The sequence below is a fragment of the Saccharicrinis fermentans DSM 9555 = JCM 21142 genome (assembly GCF_000517085.1).
Classification (GTDB): Bacteria; Bacteroidota; Bacteroidia; order Bacteroidales; family Marinilabiliaceae; genus Saccharicrinis; species Saccharicrinis fermentans.
On record NZ_KI912107.1, the window covers coordinates 3678545 to 3692891 of the forward strand.

A 14347-nucleotide genomic window follows, 5' to 3' on the forward strand; every position below is an offset into this window, starting at 1 on the left:
ACTTTTTTCTATGTCTCATCGCAATTATTCCTTGTCTAATTTATACTTAGTAATATCCATACCAAAGGTTAAGTTCATCACCTGTAACAAATCATCAAGCTCTGTCAATGATTTTTTACCGAAGTTACGGAACTTCAATAAATCGTTACGGTTAAACTGTACCAATTCTCCCAGTGTTTCCACATCAGCTGCTTTAAGGCAGTTAAGTGCACGCACCGACAAGTCAAGGTCAACCAATTTAGTTTTAAGCAACTGACGCATATGAAGAACCTCTTCATCAAACTCTTCATTACCAAACTTCTCATCTGAATCCAGGGTAATTCTTTCATCAGAGAATAACATGAAGTGGTAAATCAAAATCTTAGCGGCTTCTTTCAGTGCATCTTTAGGATGGATAGAACCGTCTGTTTCTATTTCAATAACTAATTTCTCGTAGTCAGTTTTTTGCTCAACACGATAATTTTCAATCGCATATTTCACATTTCTGATGGGAGTATATATAGAGTCGATCGCGATAACGCCAAACTCAGCATCTACCGAACGGTTTTCCTCTGCTGGGACATACCCTCTACCCTTATTAATGGTCAATTCCATTTTAAGGTTTACATCGGGGTTCATCAAGCAGATGGTTTTATCAGGATTCAATACTTCAAAGCCTGTCATGAAGTTGGTCAACTCGCCGGCTTTTAATTCATCTTTACCCGACACGCTGATAGTTACTTTTTCACTATCTACCTCTTCAACAATCTGTTTGAACCTGATTTGCTTAAGATTAAGAATTATGTCGGCTACATCATTAATTACGCCAGGTATCGTTGAAAACTCATGATCAACACCTTCGATTTTTATAGATGTAATAGCGAAACCTTCTAATGAGGATAACAAAATTCTTCTTAAGGCATTTCCAACTGTAATACCATATCCCGGCTCTAGCGGGCGGAATTCGAATCGTCCAAATTGCTTGTCCGACTCTAGCATAATTACTTTATCTGGTTTTTGGAATGCTAATATTGCCATAAGAATTAATTATTTAGAATACAATTCAACGATCAATTGTTCTTTAATGTTTTCAGGAATATCTTCTCTGGAAGGTACATTCAAAAATTTACCGGTCACAGAGTCATTGTCCCACTCCAACCATGAGAAGTTATGCACAGAAGAAGCTGCCAAAGAATCTGTAATCGCCTCTAATGACTTAGATTTTTGACGAACACCAATTAATTGATCAGCTTTTACAGTATATGATGGAATATTTACTATTTCACCATCTACAGTGATATGCTTATGAGACACCAACTGACGTGCAGCTGCTCTTGTAGGTGCGATGCCTAAACGATATACTACATTGTCTAGACGGCTTTCTAGTAATCCAAGCAACACCTCACCGGTAATACCTTTTGAGCGAGAAGCTTTTTTAAACAGATTACTAAATTGCTTTTCTAATACACCGTAGGTATATTTAGCTTTTTGTTTTTCTTTTAACTGAACACCGTATTCCGATGTTTTTTTACGACGGTTATTACCGTGCTGTCCTGGAGGATAGTTCTTTCTTTCAAAGCTTTTATCCGAACCATAAATTGCCTCACCAAATTTACGGGCAATTCTTGTTTTTGGTCCAATGTATCTAGCCATTCTTCTAAATTTTTGTTTTTAAATTTTTGTTTTCAAATTATGAATATGAAGGCCGCGAGATTATAGAGAGGAGGTTCTATATATAATCATCCATAATTCAAAATCCAAAAGCTCAATTTATGGTTAATAACTAGTAATAATTATACTCTTCGTCTTTTTGGAGGACGACATCCATTATGAGGCATTGGAGTAATGTCAACAATCTCAGTCACCTCAATACCATTTGAGTGAATAGATCTTATTGCAGACTCACGACCGTTACCCGGTCCTTTTACATATACCTTCACCTTTCTTAATCCAAGATCAAATGCAACTTTAGCACAATCGGATGCAGCTGTTTGCGCAGCATAAGGAGTATTCTTTTTAGAACCTCTAAATCCCATTTTACCAGCACTTGACCAAGAAATTACTTGACCATTTTTATTGGTCAAAGAAATAATAATATTATTGAAAGATGAGTGAATATGTGCTTCTCCCTGAGCCTCTACTTTTACGACTCTTTTCTTCTGACTCGCTGTCTTCTTTGCCATATTTCAATTATTATTTAGTTGCTTTCTTTTTGTTTGCAACAGTTTTCTTTTTCCCTTTACGTGTACGAGCGTTGTTTTTCGTTTTTTGACCACGTAATGGTAAACCGATACGGTGACGGATTCCACGGTAACAACCGATATCCATCAAACGTTTAATGTTAAGCTGAATTTCAGAGCGAAGTTCACCTTCGATCTTGTATTCTTCAGAAATAATCTCACGAACTTTAGCAATTTGTTCGTCTGTCCAATCGCTAACTTTTAAGTTAACGTCCACCCCAGCAGCGCCAAGGATCTTTTGAGCAGCGCTCTGCCCAATTCCGTAAATATATGTCAATGATACCACACCGCGTTTATTGGTTGGTATATCAACTCCAGCAATTCTAGCCATAATATTAATAATTATCCTTGACGTTGTTTAAACTTTGGATTCTTCTTGTTAATCACGTATAAGCGTCCTTTGCGTTTTACGATTTTGCAATCGGCGCTTCTCTTCTTAACAGATGCTCTAACCTTCATTTTATTATAGAATTAATTTTTATATCTATATGAAATTCTACCCTTTGTTAGATCATATGGAGACATCTCCACCTTTACTTTATCTCCGGGCAAAATCTTAATATAGTGCATTCTCATCTTACCTGAGATATGCGCTGTAATGATATGCCCATTTTCTAACTCCACTCTAAACATGGCATTTGAAAGGGCTTCTATTATCGTTCCGTCTTGTTCTATTGAGGCTTGTTTAGCCATAATATATTACCTTTTTTTTAATTTTCAGACTGCAAAGTTAATATTTCTTCGACAAATTTAAAACTAGAAAGTATATCTGCCTCACTTTTTCCCACTGCAACAGTGTGTTCGAAGTGAGCTGATATCTTTTTATCGATCGTCCTGATGGTCCAACCGTCGTTTTCCTGAACAATATTACGCTTACCTAAATTAATCATTGGCTCAATGGCTATGACCATTCCTGGCTTCAATAAGGTACCATTACCTCTTCTACCATAATTAGGTACTTCAGGTGCTTCATGAAGGTTTCTTCCAACCCCATGTCCTACCATTTCGCGCACCACCGAATAACCTCTGGCTTCACTATGTCGCTGCACTGCATTTCCAATATCGCCCAAGCGCTTACCGGCCACTGCATTTTCAATTCCTTTATAAAGTGCTTCTTTGGTAGTCAACAACAAATCTCTTTTTTCTTGACTTACTTCGCCCACCTCGAAAGTATAGGCCGAATCACCATAAAATTCGTTTTTCAATACGCCACAATCCACCGAAACAATATCACCATTTTCCAATGGCTTATTATTAGGTATTCCATGTACTACTTGTTCATTCACCGAAGTACAAAGGGTATTGGGAAATCCCTGGTAATCTAAAAAACCAGGGATACCACCATTATCCCTAATAAATTCCTCGGCCACTCTATCCAGTTCCAGGGTAGTAACACCGGGTTTGATAATTTTAGCTACCTCACCAAGTGTTTTAGCTACTAACATGTTACTTTGTCGAAGTAACTCAATTTCCTCGTCTGTTTTAAGATATATCATTTTAAGAACGACCTCTCATTAATTAGTAAACAGCAGGTCCACCACCAGTTCTACCTTTAATTCTTCCTGATTTCATCAATCCGTCGTAGTGACGCATCAACAAGTGACTCTCTATTTGTTGTAATGTATCCAGCACAACACCCACAAGAATCAACAGAGAAGTACCTCCATAAAACTGAGCAAACATCCTATCCACACCTGCAATCATTGCAAAAGCAGGTAATATTGCCACCAAAGCTAAGAACACCGATCCTGGCAGCGTGATTTTAGACATAACTGAATCCAGAAAATCAACGGTTTTTTTTCCTGGTTTCACACCGGGAATAAAACCGCCATTTCTTTTCATGTCCTCTGCCATCTGCGTTGGATTGATTGTAATAGCTGTATAAAAGTATGTAAAGGCAATGATTAAAAAGGCAAATGTAACATTATACCCAATTCCGGTAAAATCGGCAAACATCGATGTAAACCAACTATTACCACCATCTCCTACATATCCGGCCAATGTAATAGGCACAAACATAATTGCCTGAGCAAAAATGATAGGCATTACACCAGCAGCATTCACTTTCAAAGGTATGTATTGACGAACTCCGCCGTATTGCTTATTTCCGACAATACGCTTAGCGTACTGCACGGGAATACGACGTGTTCCCTGTACCAACAAAATTGTTCCTGCAAACACAAAGAAAAGAACTACAATCTCAATCAACAACATCACCAAACCGCCTCCTTCTTCAAGACGAGATACGAATTCTGCTACAGCAGCAAATGGCAGTCTGGCAATAATACCGATCATAATAATCAGTGATATACCATTACCAATTCCTTTTTCTGTAATACGCTCTCCTAACCACATTACAAACATAGTACCTGCTGTAAGTATGACAATTGATGTAATTCTAAACATCAATCCATTAGAAGAAACGGCTACATCAGGAAGGTTAGCCAAATAAGCTGGTGATTGAAACAATAGTATGATAACTGTAAGATAACGTGTAATCTGGTTAATCTTACGTCTACCGCTTTCGCCCTCACGCTGTAGCCTTTGAAAATAAGGAACAGCGATTCCTAGAAGTTGAATAACAATAGATGCAGATATGTAAGGCATAATACCTAAGCCAAATATAGATGCATTAGAGAATGCACCTCCTGAGAACATATCTAACAGTCCCATAACGCCTTCAGCAGTTTGGTCTTTTAATGCACTTAATTGAGTTGGATCAATACCCGGCAATACAATAAAAGAACCTAAACGGTAAACCAATACCAGTCCTATTGTTGTAAGAATACGAGATTTAAGATCCTCAATTTTCCAAATGTTGCGAATTGTTTCGATCAGTTTCATTGTGATTTACAGTTTAACAACGGTTCCTTGAGCCGCTTCGATTGCGCTCACCGCTGATTTAGAAAAGGCATGAGCTTTCACTTCAATTTTGGCAGTAATATTTCCGTTACCAAGAATCTTCACCCGGTCATTCTTGCTGATAAATCCGGCTTCGCGAAGAACGTCCACGTCAATTACAGACAAATTGTTCTTTTCGGCAAGTTGTTGTAACAAGTCAATATTTATTGCCTTGTAGTCCACCCTGTTGATGTTTTTAAACCCGAATTTAGGAACACGTCTCTGTAAAGGCATTTGACCACCCTCGAAACCAATTTTTCTTGAATAACCAGATCTGGACTTGGCACCCTTATGTCCACGAGTGGATGTACCACCATGGCCAGAACCTTGTCCTCTACCAATTCTTTTTCTTGTTTTGGTAGAACCTTCTGCAGGTTTTAAATTACTTAAGTCCATATCTAAATTTAACTTAATTCGTTATCAATTATTTTTCTATACTAACCAGGTGTCTCACCTTTTCAACCATACCAAGAATTTGAGGTGTTGCCTCAAATTCTTTGGTTGCATTAATTTTTGTTAGTCCAAGAGCCGTCAAAGTTCTTTTTTGACGTTCGGTAGAACCGATTTTACTCTTAACTTGAGTTACTTTTATTTTAGCCATTTTTGCTATCCTTATCCGTTAAATACTTTGTCTAACGTAACACCTCTATGCTGAGCTACCGTTTGAGCGTCTCTTAATTCCTTAAGTGCATTAATAGTAGCTTTTACAAGGTTATGTGGGTTTGATGAACCTTTTGACTTAGCCAAAACGTCCGTTACGCCAACACTTTCAAGTACAGCACGCATCGCACCACCGGCTTTAACCCCGGTACCGTGAGAAGCAGGCTTCATAAAAACGCTAGCTCCACCAAACTTACTATACTGTTCGTGAGGTATTGTTCCTTTAAAAACAGGAACTTTCACTAGATTCTTTTTAGCGGCTTCCACACCTTTTGCTATTGCAGTTGTTACTTCGTTAGCTTTACCTAAGCCCCAGCCTACGATGCCATTTTCGTTACCAACTACAACTATAGCAGAAAAACTAAAAGTTCTACCACCCTTGGTAACCTTGGTTACACGGTTAATGGCAACTAACCTATCCTTTAACTCAAGGTCGTTATTACTTCTTACTTTTTGATTATCTCCTGCCATAGTTATTAAAATTTAAGACCTGCTTCACGTGCAGAATCGGCTAATTGTTTAACTCTACCATGGTACAAAAATCCATTACGGTCGAATACCACGGTATCTATTCCGGCACCTTTTGCTTTTTCGGCGATTAATGCACCTACTTTAGCAGCCTGCTCGGTTTTAGTAACTTTTTGTGCAGCGATCTCTTTCTCTAACGAAGAGGCTGACAAAATTGTTTTTCCGTTTACATCATCTACTAGTTGAACAGAAATTTGCTTGTTACTTCTGAAAACCGACATACGGGGCTTCTCTGAAGTACCCGAAATCTTACCTCGGATACTTTTCTTTATTTTAAGTCTTCTCTCTATTTTAGAAAAAGCCATAATTTTAAATTTTAATCAGATTAAACTTTAGCAGATTTACCAGCTTTACGTCTGATTTGCTCACCCACAAACTTAACACCTTTACCTTTATAAGGCTCGGGTTTACGAAGCGAACGGATTTTAGCGCAAACCTGACCAAGCAATTGCTTATCTGCAGATTCCAAGGTAATAATCGGATTACTCTTTCTGTCGGTTACAGCCTCCACTTTAATTTCGGCTGGCAACTGCATATGAATTGGGTGAGAGAATCCTAAAGCCAGTTCTAAAAGTTGACCTTGGTTGGTAGCTCTATAACCTACACCAACCAATTCCATTTTTTTCACAAAACCTTTTGATACTCCTTCAACCATATTGTTGATAAGCGAACGATATAAACCGTGCTGAGAACGGTGACTTTTAGATTCTGAAGGTCTTTTCACCTCAACTTGTCCATCGTTCACCTCTACTGTCATTTCTGGATTAATTTCTTGCGAAAGTTCTCCTTTGGGCCCTTTAACGGTTACCTGGTTTTCTTTAACTGTTACGGTAACGCCGGCCGGTACTGAGATGGGTTGTTTTCCTATCCTTGACATACTGTTTCCTCCTTTATTAATATACGTAACATAAAACCTCACCACCTATTTGAGCCATTCTAGCTTCTTTATCGGTCATAACACCTTTAGAAGTAGAAAGGATGGCGATACCTAAACCATTTAACACCCGTGGCATTGTTTTGTAGCCAACGTACTTACGCAAACCAGGTGTACTTACGCGTTTAAGCGTTTTGATTGCAGATAGTTTCGATTGAGTATCGTACTTAAGTGCAATTTTGATAATTCCTTGCTTATTATCTTCAATAAATTTGAAGTTAAGGATATAACCTTTGTCATAAAGAACTTTGGTCATTTCCTTTTTTAAATTTGATGCAGGAATTTCAACAACTTTGTGTTTTGCCATAATGGCATTTCTGATACGAGTCAGAAAATCTGCTATTGGATCTGTCATTTTAAAAAGTTTAAATTAATCCCGATGACGGGACAATATTTATACTTGAAACCTAATTTATCTACCAACTGGCTTTTTTTACTCCAGGTATAAGACCTGCAGCCGCCATTTCGCGAAATTGAATCCTGGATAGACCGAATTGTCTCATATATCCTTTAGGACGTCCTGTTAATTTGCAACGATTATGCAAACGCACAGGAGAAGCATTTTTTGGTAATCTTTGTAATCCTTCGTAATCACCTGCTTCTTTCAATGCCGCTCTTTTTTCAGCGTATTTGGCAACAAGCTTGGCTCTTTTTACTTCACGAGCCTTCATTGATTCCTTGGCCATATCTAACTATTTTTTGTTTTTAAATGGTAAACCAAAAGCTTTCAATAAAGCAAAAGCTTCCTCATCGGTATTTCCAGAAGTCACAAAGGTAATATTCATACCCAAAATCTTACTAACTTCGTCAATATTTATTTCAGGAAAAATAATTTGCTCCTCAATACCTAAGGTATAGTTTCCACGTCCGTCAAGCTTACTGTTCACTCCTTTAAAGTCACGGATACTTGGTAAAGAAATACGAATAAGTCTTTCCAAGAACTCGTACATATTGTTTTTTCTAAGCGTTACGCGAACACCAATCGGCATTTTTTTACGCAACTTAAAGTTAGAAACGTCCTTCTTAGAAAGACAAGGAACAGCTTTTTGACCTGTGATGGCACTTAGCTCCTTAATTGCGATATCGACCATTTTTTTATCAGCCACAGCTTGACCGATACCTTGGTTGATCACAATTTTCTCTAATTTTGGAACTTGCATTACAGACTTGTATTCAAATTCCTTCATCAATGCAGGAATCACTTGTTCCTTATACATTGTTTTTAAACTAGGTGTATAGCTCATTACTTGATCTCCTCCCCTGATTTTTTAGCAAACCTTACCAATTTACCTTCATCGTTTTTACGACGACCAATACGGGTAGCCTCACCTTTTGAAGGGTCTTTAAGGTTTAAGTTAGAGATGTGGATAGGCGCTTCTTGCTTGACGATACCCCCTTGCGGGTTATCAGCGTTCGGCTTGGCATGTTTCGATACCATATTGATTCCTTCCACGATAGCTCTATTCTTACTCAATAGGACTTCAAGTACCTTACCTTCTTGTCCTTTATATTCACCGGCGTTCACAATTACTGTATCGCCTTTTTTAATATGTAACTTTCCCATTGCTATCTTTTATTAAAAATTTATAGCACCTCAGGAGCCAATGAAACGATTTTCATGTAGCCATCGCGTAATTCTCTAGCCACAGGGCCAAAGATACGAGTACCGCGCATTTCACCTGCTTGGTTCAACAACACACATGCATTTTCGTCGAAACGGATATATGATCCGTCGGCTCGTCTGATCTCTTTTTTTGTACGAACAACTACTGCCTTGGTAACTGTACCCTTTTTCATTTCTGTTGAGGGCAGTGAACTTTTAACAGTTACTACGATACGGTCTCCAATGGTCGCGTATCTCTTCTTAGTACCGCCAAGTACTCTGATGCAGAGTACTTCTTTGGCGCCACTATTATCGGCAACAGCCAATCTGGATTCTTGTTGTATCATGATTACTTAGCTCTATCGATAATTTCTACTAATCGCCAACGTTTGGTTTTACTCAAAGGGCGAGTTTCCATAATTTTTACTGTATCACCAGCATTGCAGTCATTTTTTTCATCATGAGCGTGAAATCTCTTTGTCTTTTTCACGAACTTACCGTAAATAGGGTGTTTCTCACGAATCTCAACAGCAACTACGATAGACTTATCCATTTTGCTGCTAGCAACGATACCGACACGTTCTTTTCTTAAGTTTCTTTTTTCCATCACTAAACTATTTTTCGGTTAATTGCTTTTGACGCAAAATAGTTTGCAATCGCGCAATATTTCTACGTAAGTCTCTAATCTGCAATGGATTTTCCAATGGAGATATGCTATGATTGAGTTCTAAACGAATAAGCTCTGCACGCTCGGTATCAATCCTTTCGATGATCTCGCTGATCGCCATTTCATTAATTTCTGATACTTTCATCTTACTTCTTATGCTTTAGATTCAACATAGTCTCGTCTTACAACGAATTTAGTAGTAACAGGCAATTTCTGCGCTGCTAAACGCAATGCTTCTTTTGCTGTTTCGTATGATACTCCTTCACATTCAATAATGATTCTTCCCGGAGTAACAGGAGCTACAAATCCTTCTGGGCTACCTTTACCTTTACCCATACGAACCTCTGCAGGTTTTTTGGTAATTGGTTTATCAGGAAATACCCTAATCCAGATTTGTCCTTGACGTTGCATGTAACGGGTTACCGCGATACGTGCCGCTTCTATTTGGCGTCCGGTAAGCCATTTACTTTGTAAGGATTTAATTCCAAAAGATCCGAATGCTAGCTCAGCTCCTCTTTGTGCTTCGCCTTTCATTCTACCTTTTTGCCTTCTTCTGTATTTTACTTTCTTTGGTTGTAACATCTTTCTAACTCATTTACATTAGCTGATGATTACTTTCTTCTCTTCTTGAAATTCCCACCTTTACGGCCACCATTATCTTTCGCTGCAAAATTTGGTGAAAGATCCGGTTTCCCGTAAATCTCTCCTTTACAAATCCACACTTTGATACCTAGTAATCCGGTTTTGGTAAGAGCTTCCGCCTGAGCGTAATCGATATTTGCGCGGAAGGTATGCAAAGGAGTTCTTCCTTCTTTATACATTTCCGACCTGGCCATTTCTGCTCCATTCAAACGACCTGAAACTTGAATTTTGATACCTTCCGCTCCCATTCTCATGGTTGAAGCGATAGCCATTTTTACTGCACGACGAAAAGCAATACGCCCTTCTAGTTGACGCGCAATATTATTAGCTACAATAATAGCATCTAATTCGGGTCTTTTCACCTCAAAAATGTTGATTTGAACCTCCTTATCGGTGATTTTTTTCAACTCTTCTTTCAGTTTATCAACCTCTTGGCCACCTTTACCGATAATGATACCCGGACGAGCCGTGTGAACAGTAATCGTTATCAGCTTTAGTGTTCGTTCAATAACAATTCTCGAAATACTAGCTTTAGCTAGACGTACGTTCAGATATTTACGGATTTTAGTATCTTCTAATAACTTGTCGCCGTAATTCTTTCCGCCAAACCAGTTAGAGTCCCATCCTCTGATGATACCTAACCTGTTACTTATTGGATTTACTTTTTGTCCCATCTAGCTAACTTTTATTTCTTCTTTGTTATTCACGTTGCTATCAATATAAATGGTTACATGGTTCGATCTTTTTCTGATGCGGTGAGCACGTCCTTGCGGAGCCGGTCTCAATCTTTTCAAAATCCTTGCTGAATCAACATTAATTGATTTTACCACAAGATTTGCATCTTCCATGCGTACCCCTTCGTTCTTCTCTTTCCAGTTTGCAATAGCGGAAAGAAGTAATTTCTCAACTCTGCGTGAAGCTTCTTTAGACGAATACTTCAACAGGTCAAGAGCTAAATTTACCTCTTTACCTCTAATCATATCTGCAACCAGGCGCATTTTACGTGGAGAAGTAGGCACATTGCGAAGCGAAGCAAAGCTCACTTGCTTTTTTGCTTCCTTATTTTGTTCTGCTCTGAGTCTTTTTCTAGCACCCATTTTAATTCTCTTTATTAAGTTACTTTACCGTTAGGTTACCTTTTCTTGTTACCTCCATGACCTCTGTAGGTACGTGTTGGTGAAAACTCGCCTAACTTGTGACCTACCATATTTTCGGTCACGTAAACAGGAATAAATTTATTTCCGTTGTGCACTGCGATAGTATGTCCCACAAAATCAGGAGATATCATCGACGCTCTTGCCCAGGTCTTAATTACCGTTTTTTTACCTGAATCGTTCATCTTAAAAACTTTAGCTTCAAGCTTATAATCGATAAATGGGCCTTTTTTTAATGATCTGCTCATAATTTCTTCTGCTTACACGTTATTTTTTACGTCTTTCAATAATGTATTTGCTAGTTGCTTTTTTCTTATCACGAGTTTTAAAGCCTTTTGCTAATACACCTGTACGTGATCTTGGATGACCTCCAGACTGACGTCCTTCACCACCACCCATTGGGTGATCTACAGGGTTCATGGCCACACCACGAACGCGAGGACGACGACCTAACCAACGTGAACGACCGGCTTTACCAGATCTTTCAAGCGCATGGTCTGAATTACCAACCGCACCAATAGTAGCACGACAAGTAGTCAGGATCATTCTAGTTTCACCAGAAGGTAATTTAATCACGGCAAATTTTCCGTCACGAGCAGCCAATTGAGCAAATGTACCAGCACTACGTGCCATAATGCCACCTTGTCCGGGGCGTAACTCAATATTGTGGATGATCGTTCCCAGAGGGATCTCTTTAAGGGTTAACGTATTACCCAGGTCAGGACTAACTCCTTCACCTGATTTTACTGTTTGACCGACTTCTAATCCATTAGGAGCGAGAATGTAACGTTTTTCGCCATCGGCATAAGCCAATAATGCGATACGTGCACTACGGTTTGGGTCGTATTGAACAGACTCAACTGTAGCAGCAACACCGTCTTTATTTCTCTTGAAATCGATTACCCTGTAACGTCTCTTATGACCCCCACCTTTATAACGCATGGTCATTTTACCGGTGTTATTTCTACCGCCGGATTTTTTGATGGGTTTCAGTAAGGACTTCTCTGGTGTACTTGAGGTAATCGTATCAAATGCACCAATAACTTTGTGTCTCTGCCCCGGTGTTGTGGGCTTTAGCTTTCTTACTGCCATTTTACTTAAATATTGCTATAAAAATCAATCTTATCTCCTTCTGCCAAAGTAACAATTGCCTTTTTGTAAGCAGCAGTTTTACCTACCTGCACACCACTTTTTGTATAACGGCTTTTTACTTTACCGGCATAATTCATGGTGTTTACTCCTTCAACAGTTACATTGTACATTTCCTCAACCGCCTTTTTAATTTGTAGTTTGTTAGCGTCTTTCTTAACAACGAAACCAAAACGGTTTAGCTTTTCGCTTATGTCGTTGAGTTTTTCAGTAACTATTGGCTTAATTAATATTTGCATTTTAAAATCTCCTTAAGCTTTAAATTAAAGATTACCTAATCCTTCAACTGAACTTTCCACTAGAACCAACGCTCCGGCTTTCATTATACTATAAGTATTTAATTCAGCTAATGTTACTACTTCCGATTTAGGAATATTTCTTGAAGCTAGGTAAACGTTTTTATCGGCTTCGTTTAATACTACCAACGAACGTTTTCCTTCTACTTTAAGATTCTTACGAATTTGTGCGAACTCTTTAGTTTTGGGAGCTTCCATGTTGAAATCTTCAACAACGATAATGCTACCGGTTTTGGCTTTATAGGATAAAGCTGATTTACGGGCAAGCTCTTTTAACTTCTTGTTCAATTTAAATCCATAGTTACGTGGACGTGGACCAAAAACGCGACCACCACCTCTAAAAACAGGTGATTTTATACTACCGGCACGAGCTGTACCAGTACCTTTTTGTTTTTTGATCTTACGTGTACTTCCTACGATCTCTGCTCTTTCCTTTGACTTATGAGTTCCCTGACGTTGATTTGCTAGGAACTGTTTTACATCAAGATAAATAGCATGATCGTTGGGTTCAATACCGAAAACTGCATCTGTTAACTCAACAGTTTTTCCGGTCTCTTCTCCTGTTATGCTTAATACTTTTAGTTCCATTACTTTTCAACAATTAGATATGAACCTTTAGCTCCCGGAACCGAACCTTTAACGATAATAAGGTTGCTTTCAGGAATTACTTTTAATACTCTAAGGCTTTCTACCATCACTCTATCTCCTCCGGTACGTCCAGCCATACGCATACCTTTAAAAACACGAGCAGGGTAAGATGCGGCACCAATAGAACCAGGGGCTCTAAGACGGTTATGCTGTCCGTGAGTTGAACCACCAACACCACCAAAACCGTGACGTTTTACTACACCTTGAAATCCTTTACCTTTAGAGACTCCGGTAACGTCAACAAATGAATCTTCTTCAAAGATGTCAACCTTTACTTCATCACCTAAACTCAATTCTTGTTCGAATCCTTTGAACTCAACAACACGTCTTTTAGGTGTTACGCCTGCTTTTTTAAAGTGGCCTAACACTGCTTTAGTAGTGTTCTTTTCCTTCTTGTCGTCGAACGCCAGCTGTACAGCCTCATAGCCATCGGTATCCACAGTTTTAACCTGTGTAACCAAGCATGGGCCAGCTTCGATAACAGTGCATGGAATGTTTTTTCCATCGGCACTGAAAACGGAAGTCATTCCGATTTTTTTTCCAATTAATCCTGGCATTGTTACAAAAATTAAATATTAAATAATCGATTCACACAGCCCGTGCTTCGACCTACGAGCTATGCGAACTTATTTTGCTTCTATCAAACTTTGATTTCTACTTCTACTCCACTAGGTAATTCTAACTTCATTAAAGCATCAATAGTTTTAGCTGTTGAGCTATAAATATCGATTAAACGCTTATATGATGAAAGTTGGAATTGCTCTCTCGACTTCTTGTTTACGAATGTTGAACGCAACACTGTAAACACTCTTTTATGAGTTGGAAGTGGAATAGGACCGCTTACTACGGCTCCTGTTGTCTTCACCGTCTTAACGATTTTCTCAGCTGACTTGTCAACCAAGTTATGATCGTAAGATTTTAATTTGATTCGTATTTTCTGACTCAT

Annotated in this window: 29 protein-coding genes; all 29 read right to left on the reverse strand. The window is 38.6% G+C overall.

What is annotated here, in order from left to right; translation table 11 throughout:
- Positions 1-24: 24 nt before the first annotated feature.
- The 29 genes from CYTFE_RS0114925 to rpsJ all read right to left on the reverse strand — a co-directional run bounded on the left by CYTFE_RS0114925 (position 25) and on the right by rpsJ (position 14347).
- Positions 25-1017, reverse strand: a complete 993-nt coding sequence (locus tag CYTFE_RS0114925; protein ID WP_027472430.1) for a DNA-directed RNA polymerase subunit alpha — start codon at positions 1015-1017, stop codon at positions 25-27.
- 9 nt (positions 1018-1026) lie between these two features.
- Positions 1027-1632: a 30S ribosomal protein S4 gene (rpsD, locus tag CYTFE_RS0114930; RefSeq protein ID WP_027472431.1), complete on the reverse strand. Its 606-nt coding sequence runs from the start codon at positions 1630-1632 to the stop codon at positions 1027-1029.
- Positions 1633-1772: 140 nt separating this feature from the next.
- The gene (rpsK, locus tag CYTFE_RS0114935; RefSeq protein ID WP_027472432.1) at positions 1773-2162 is read right to left on the reverse strand and encodes a 30S ribosomal protein S11; all 390 of its coding nucleotides are present in this window, start codon (positions 2160-2162) and stop codon (positions 1773-1775) included.
- A gap of 10 nt (positions 2163-2172) precedes the next feature.
- A complete protein-coding gene (gene rpsM / locus CYTFE_RS0114940; RefSeq protein ID WP_027472433.1) occupies positions 2173-2550 on the reverse strand; it encodes a 30S ribosomal protein S13 in 378 nt (125 codons plus the stop codon).
- Between the two features lie 11 nt (positions 2551-2561).
- On the reverse strand, positions 2562-2678 hold the full coding sequence (gene ykgO / locus CYTFE_RS29560) for a type B 50S ribosomal protein L36 (protein WP_071792536.1): 117 nt from the start codon (positions 2676-2678) through the stop codon (positions 2562-2564).
- 12 nt (positions 2679-2690) lie between these two features.
- On the reverse strand, positions 2691-2912 hold the full coding sequence (gene infA, locus CYTFE_RS0114945) for a translation initiation factor IF-1 (protein ID WP_027472434.1): 222 nt from the start codon (positions 2910-2912) through the stop codon (positions 2691-2693).
- A 17-nt stretch (positions 2913-2929) separates the two neighbouring features.
- The gene (gene map / locus CYTFE_RS0114950; RefSeq protein ID WP_027472435.1) at positions 2930-3715 is read right to left on the reverse strand and encodes a type I methionyl aminopeptidase; all 786 of its coding nucleotides are present in this window, start codon (positions 3713-3715) and stop codon (positions 2930-2932) included.
- 22 nt (positions 3716-3737) lie between these two features.
- Entirely contained in the window at positions 3738-5063 is a 1326-nt protein-coding gene (gene secY / locus CYTFE_RS0114955; RefSeq protein WP_027472436.1) for a preprotein translocase subunit SecY, read from the reverse strand.
- A 6-nt stretch (positions 5064-5069) separates the two neighbouring features.
- Positions 5070-5516, reverse strand: coding sequence for a 50S ribosomal protein L15 (rplO, locus tag CYTFE_RS0114960; RefSeq protein WP_027472437.1), 447 nt, complete (start codon positions 5514-5516; stop codon positions 5070-5072).
- Positions 5517-5544: 28 nt separating this feature from the next.
- Positions 5545-5721 (reverse strand): 50S ribosomal protein L30, encoded by a 177-nt coding sequence (rpmD, locus tag CYTFE_RS0114965; protein WP_027472438.1) that lies wholly within the window; start codon positions 5719-5721, stop codon positions 5545-5547.
- Positions 5722-5732: 11 nt separating this feature from the next.
- Positions 5733-6251: a 30S ribosomal protein S5 gene (rpsE, locus tag CYTFE_RS0114970; protein WP_027472439.1), complete on the reverse strand. Its 519-nt coding sequence runs from the start codon at positions 6249-6251 to the stop codon at positions 5733-5735.
- Between the two features lie 5 nt (positions 6252-6256).
- Positions 6257-6613: a 50S ribosomal protein L18 gene (gene rplR / locus CYTFE_RS0114975; protein ID WP_027472440.1), complete on the reverse strand. Its 357-nt coding sequence runs from the start codon at positions 6611-6613 to the stop codon at positions 6257-6259.
- Positions 6614-6633: 20 nt separating this feature from the next.
- A complete protein-coding gene (gene rplF / locus CYTFE_RS0114980) occupies positions 6634-7185 on the reverse strand; it encodes a 50S ribosomal protein L6 (protein ID WP_027472441.1) in 552 nt (183 codons plus the stop codon).
- A gap of 16 nt (positions 7186-7201) precedes the next feature.
- Positions 7202-7597 carry a 30S ribosomal protein S8 gene (gene rpsH / locus CYTFE_RS0114985; RefSeq protein WP_027472442.1) on the reverse strand — a complete coding sequence of 132 codons (396 nt, stop codon included), beginning with the start codon at positions 7595-7597 and terminating at the stop codon, positions 7202-7204.
- A gap of 61 nt (positions 7598-7658) precedes the next feature.
- Positions 7659-7928: a 30S ribosomal protein S14 gene (gene rpsN / locus CYTFE_RS0114990; protein WP_027472443.1), complete on the reverse strand. Its 270-nt coding sequence runs from the start codon at positions 7926-7928 to the stop codon at positions 7659-7661.
- A gap of 6 nt (positions 7929-7934) precedes the next feature.
- On the reverse strand, positions 7935-8486 hold the full coding sequence (rplE, locus tag CYTFE_RS0114995) for a 50S ribosomal protein L5 (RefSeq protein ID WP_027472444.1): 552 nt from the start codon (positions 8484-8486) through the stop codon (positions 7935-7937).
- Positions 8486-8806 (reverse strand): 50S ribosomal protein L24, encoded by a 321-nt coding sequence (rplX, locus tag CYTFE_RS0115000; RefSeq protein ID WP_027472445.1) that lies wholly within the window; start codon positions 8804-8806, stop codon positions 8486-8488. Before rplX ends, rplE begins: the two co-directional genes overlap by 1 nt.
- Before the next feature lie 20 nt (positions 8807-8826).
- Positions 8827-9192, reverse strand: a complete 366-nt coding sequence (rplN, locus tag CYTFE_RS0115005) for a 50S ribosomal protein L14 (protein ID WP_027472446.1) — start codon at positions 9190-9192, stop codon at positions 8827-8829.
- A 2-nt stretch (positions 9193-9194) separates the two neighbouring features.
- A complete protein-coding gene (gene rpsQ, locus CYTFE_RS0115010) occupies positions 9195-9452 on the reverse strand; it encodes a 30S ribosomal protein S17 (RefSeq protein ID WP_027472447.1) in 258 nt (85 codons plus the stop codon).
- Between the two features lie 7 nt (positions 9453-9459).
- Entirely contained in the window at positions 9460-9657 is a 198-nt protein-coding gene (gene rpmC / locus CYTFE_RS0115015) for a 50S ribosomal protein L29 (protein ID WP_027472448.1), read from the reverse strand.
- A gap of 8 nt (positions 9658-9665) precedes the next feature.
- Positions 9666-10094 (reverse strand): 50S ribosomal protein L16, encoded by a 429-nt coding sequence (gene rplP / locus CYTFE_RS0115020; protein WP_027472449.1) that lies wholly within the window; start codon positions 10092-10094, stop codon positions 9666-9668.
- Positions 10095-10123: 29 nt separating this feature from the next.
- Positions 10124-10828 carry a 30S ribosomal protein S3 gene (rpsC, locus tag CYTFE_RS0115025; protein WP_027472450.1) on the reverse strand — a complete coding sequence of 235 codons (705 nt, stop codon included), beginning with the start codon at positions 10826-10828 and terminating at the stop codon, positions 10124-10126.
- On the reverse strand, positions 10829-11251 hold the full coding sequence (gene rplV, locus CYTFE_RS0115030) for a 50S ribosomal protein L22 (RefSeq protein WP_027472451.1): 423 nt from the start codon (positions 11249-11251) through the stop codon (positions 10829-10831). It lies immediately after the preceding gene.
- 35 nt (positions 11252-11286) lie between these two features.
- Positions 11287-11556, reverse strand: coding sequence for a 30S ribosomal protein S19 (gene rpsS / locus CYTFE_RS0115035; RefSeq protein WP_027472452.1), 270 nt, complete (start codon positions 11554-11556; stop codon positions 11287-11289).
- Positions 11557-11575: 19 nt separating this feature from the next.
- On the reverse strand, positions 11576-12400 hold the full coding sequence (gene rplB, locus CYTFE_RS0115040) for a 50S ribosomal protein L2 (protein WP_027472453.1): 825 nt from the start codon (positions 12398-12400) through the stop codon (positions 11576-11578).
- A 5-nt stretch (positions 12401-12405) separates the two neighbouring features.
- The gene (rplW, locus tag CYTFE_RS0115045) at positions 12406-12696 is read right to left on the reverse strand and encodes a 50S ribosomal protein L23 (protein ID WP_027472454.1); all 291 of its coding nucleotides are present in this window, start codon (positions 12694-12696) and stop codon (positions 12406-12408) included.
- 24 nt (positions 12697-12720) lie between these two features.
- Positions 12721-13341 (reverse strand): 50S ribosomal protein L4, encoded by a 621-nt coding sequence (rplD, locus tag CYTFE_RS0115050; protein ID WP_027472455.1) that lies wholly within the window; start codon positions 13339-13341, stop codon positions 12721-12723.
- Positions 13341-13958, reverse strand: coding sequence for a 50S ribosomal protein L3 (gene rplC / locus CYTFE_RS0115055; protein ID WP_027472456.1), 618 nt, complete (start codon positions 13956-13958; stop codon positions 13341-13343). The genes rplD and rplC overlap by 1 nt, the downstream gene beginning before the upstream one ends.
- Before the next feature lie 83 nt (positions 13959-14041).
- Entirely contained in the window at positions 14042-14347 is a 306-nt protein-coding gene (gene rpsJ, locus CYTFE_RS0115060) for a 30S ribosomal protein S10 (protein ID WP_027472457.1), read from the reverse strand.